Annotated in this window: 4 protein-coding genes; 3 read left to right on the plus strand and 1 reads right to left on the minus strand. The window is 64.8% G+C overall.

Translation table 11 applies throughout. The features are described 5' to 3' along the window. Positions 1-2212, plus strand: a 2212-nt coding sequence (locus WB785_RS14790) for a SpoIIE family protein phosphatase (RefSeq protein ID WP_424080080.1), incomplete at its 5' end; no start/stop codon positions are given. Then, positions 2209-2535: an STAS domain-containing protein gene (locus tag WB785_RS14795; protein WP_424080081.1), complete on the plus strand. Its 327-nt coding sequence runs from the start codon at positions 2209-2211 to the stop codon at positions 2533-2535. The genes WB785_RS14790 and WB785_RS14795, both read left to right, overlap by 4 nt. Here WB785_RS14795 and WB785_RS14800 read toward each other — a convergent pair. After that, positions 2532-2807: a hypothetical protein gene (locus tag WB785_RS14800; RefSeq protein ID WP_424080083.1), complete on the minus strand. Its 276-nt coding sequence runs from the start codon at positions 2805-2807 to the stop codon at positions 2532-2534. The two genes, WB785_RS14795 and WB785_RS14800, sit on opposite strands and share 4 nt — an antisense overlap. A 63-nt stretch (positions 2808-2870) precedes the next feature. Here WB785_RS14800 and WB785_RS14805 point away from each other — a divergent pair. Continuing rightward, positions 2871-3109 (plus strand): Rv1535 domain-containing protein (locus WB785_RS14805; protein ID WP_424080082.1); only part of this gene is annotated, 239 nt, incomplete at its 3' end.

Raw genomic sequence — 3109 nt, forward strand, 5'->3', positions numbered from 1 at the left:
GCCCAAATCCCTTGCCGGAACACCGATCGAACATGCACCGGCCCGCCTGTCGGACAACCCGTATGTCGTCGAGGCAGGCCAATGGTTGGTGTCGACACCTGAGCCGCCAGCCGAGACCGTGCCCAGCGAAGACGAGCGCGAACTGGTCTTGATCGCTGACGACAATGCCGACATGCGGGCTCATCTGGAGCGGGTGTTGTCGACGCACTGGAGAACGGTTCTGGTCGCCGACGGCGAAGCAGCTTTGCGGACCGCACGCGAGCTTCGACCGGACGCCATCGTGACCGACGTGATGATGCCCAAGCTCGACGGCTTCCACTTCGTCTCCGCGATCCGTGGCGATCCCGATTTGGCCGCCACTCCGATCGTCATGCTCTCCGCCCGCGCCGGAAACGAGGCCGTCAGCGAAGGCTACGCCGGCGGTGCGGACGACTATCTGCGCAAACCCTTTCGCTCGCAGGAGTTGGTCGAGCGGGTCGCCGCGCGGTTGTCCGCCACCAGCCGGGAACGAGCGGGTCAGCAACAGCGTGAAGCCGAGCTTCGGCACATCTCCGCCGCGGCCCGACTCGATGCCGCGTTGCAGGCCGCCGACTCGGTCGATGGAATCGCCGAAGCGCTGCTGGCCTCTCCGCTCGGCGCGGGAGGTGCCGTCGTCGTCGTGATCGGTCTCCTCGATGCCGAGGAGAACAACGTCCGATTCTCCTATGCCGGTCCGGTTCCCGCGGAATTCCGCGACCGCTACCACGTCGCCACCCTGAACACGCCGCTGGTGCCGATCGATGTCATCAAAACGGGCCAACGGATGGTCATCACCGATACTTTGGCGCTCGCCTCGCGTTATGGCCACGTCGTGCAGGAAACCGCGGACAACGTCCGGTCATGCGTCAGCCAGCCGTTGCGTGGTCATGACGGCAAGGTGATCGGTTCCCTTGGGTTGCTCTGGCCCACACCGCGGGACTTCGATCACGCTGAGCTCGAAATGCTCTCGCGCACTGCGGAAATCACCCAGGCGGCGCTGGACCGGGTGCGCAACGCCGAGCGCGAGCATCGGATCGCCGTCGATTTCCAAGAGCACCTACTCGATCTCGACCGCGGGTCCACGGCCGCGGTGGTCGCGGCGATGTATCAGCCCGGCGGCGAAGCGATGCGGGTCGGCGGCGACTGGTATTTGGTGATGCCGCTGCAGCAACCGGGCCAGATCGCCATATCCGTCGGCGACGTCGTCGGGCACGGCTTGCCGGCCGCGATCGTGATGAGCAGGCTCCGAGCCGCAGTCGCCGCGACCGCGCTCACCGGCGCCGATCCGGACTCGGTGCTCGCCTCGCTGGACAAATATGCGGCCGCAATTCCCGGTGCGCGCTGTGCGACGGTCAGCTACGCCGTGATCGACACCGAACGACCGGGAACGGCCAACGCCAACTCCAGCATCAGCTACAGCTGCGCGGGTCATCCTTACCCCTTGTTGGTCATGCCGGACCAACCGCCGGTCTTCTTGCAGGGCGGCCGACGGCCCCCGGTTGCGGCATGGGAAAGCCCGCTCAAACCCAATACCGCAACCGACGAGCTGCCGGCCGGCAGCCTGCTGCTGCTCTACACCGACGGGCTGATCGAGCGCCCGGGTGAGACACTCGATCAAGGATTCGCGCGGCTACAGGCCGCGGCCGCCTACCGCGCTGAGTTGTCGGTCGGGGATTTTTGTGACGAGTTGCTCGACCGGATGGCCCCGCCCGGCGGCTACACCGACGACGTCGTCCTGTTGGCGGTGCGGCCCTGCCACAGCTGCGCGCGCAGCTTCGCCACCGTGCTGCCTGCTGCGCTGGCCAATATCCCGCAAGCCCGGCACCGGCTGAGCGATTGGCTGACTGGTATCGCGGTGGACCCACCGCGGGCAGTCGACATCTTGCTGGCTACCGGGGAAGCGGTGAGCAACGCGATCGAGCATGGCAGCACCGGAGATTCGCCCAGAACGATTTCCATCGAGGCTTTCGTGCGCGGTCGGACCGTGACCGCGACGGTCAGCGATACCGGCCGCTGGTCGGGCGATTCGTCGGCCAGCCAACGTAGCTTGCGGGGAGGGCGCGGGCTCACGATGATCAACGGACTTGCCGACGACGTGAAGACGGTTCGCACGGCGCACGGCACTCGGATTACCCTGACTTTCCACCATGCAGTTTTCTCTCAAGCCAGCCAGGTGGCGGGCGTGACACCATGACTCGTGCGGATTTCCAGCTCCAGAACTCTTCGAACGGCGCCGGTGCCGAAGTGACGGTTACCGGTGAGGTCGACGTGACCAATGTCGAGGAGTTCACCGAGTCGGTTCTGGCGGTCCCGGGCACCCGGCCCGTCATTCTCGAATTGAGCGGGATCAAATACCTCGACAGCGCGGGATTTGCGGCGCTGGATCGGCTGCTCGAAGAGAATGCGATCGTATTGGTTTTATCGCCGGATAGCTTTATGTATCGGGTGGCCGAATTGATGTGTCTGCCGATTCACCACGATGTCGAGACCGCGCGTCGCGTCCTGCAGGAGCGTTAGACGGACTCTATGGCCTCGCCGAGTTCCTCGAGAACCTTGTTGTGGTGGTTACTGGCCATGATGTGACCGGCCGCGATGACGACCGCGACTGGCCAGTCGATCAGCTCAAACGCCGCAAGAGCGGCCAGGCCGCCGAAGTAGGCAAGCTGATCTGGCCGCGGAATTTCCACCCGGCCAACTATGGGTAAATTCACAAAAAATGTTTCGCCCTCGCGGATATGTTCGACGGCGTCGCGCTGAGAAGTGGCCCGACGCGTCTTCTTTTCGACCATCATTTGCCTTTCAGTAACTAAAGGTTCGCCGTCCCGCCGGATGCGTTGGTCACCGTCGAACGTATGACGTCGACGACGGATCATCTCGCCGACCCACTAGCCTCAGGGGCCGCCGTTCTTCTGGCGATCCCGCTGATCGAGTTGTACGCCGTTCTGTGGCGGTTCGGCCTGGTGGAGGTTCAGGCTCATCCGCCAGCCGATCGGCGGCTTCGAGCTGCAATGGACGCTTACTGTCAAGCACGCGGGTTGCGACGGCAAGCGCGGCGGTCGCAGCCCCGGCTGAGCCCAGCGCCTGCGCCCAC

The organism is Mycobacterium sp. (assembly GCF_049585075.1).
Taxonomy (GTDB): domain Bacteria; phylum Actinomycetota; class Actinomycetes; order Mycobacteriales; family Mycobacteriaceae; genus Mycobacterium.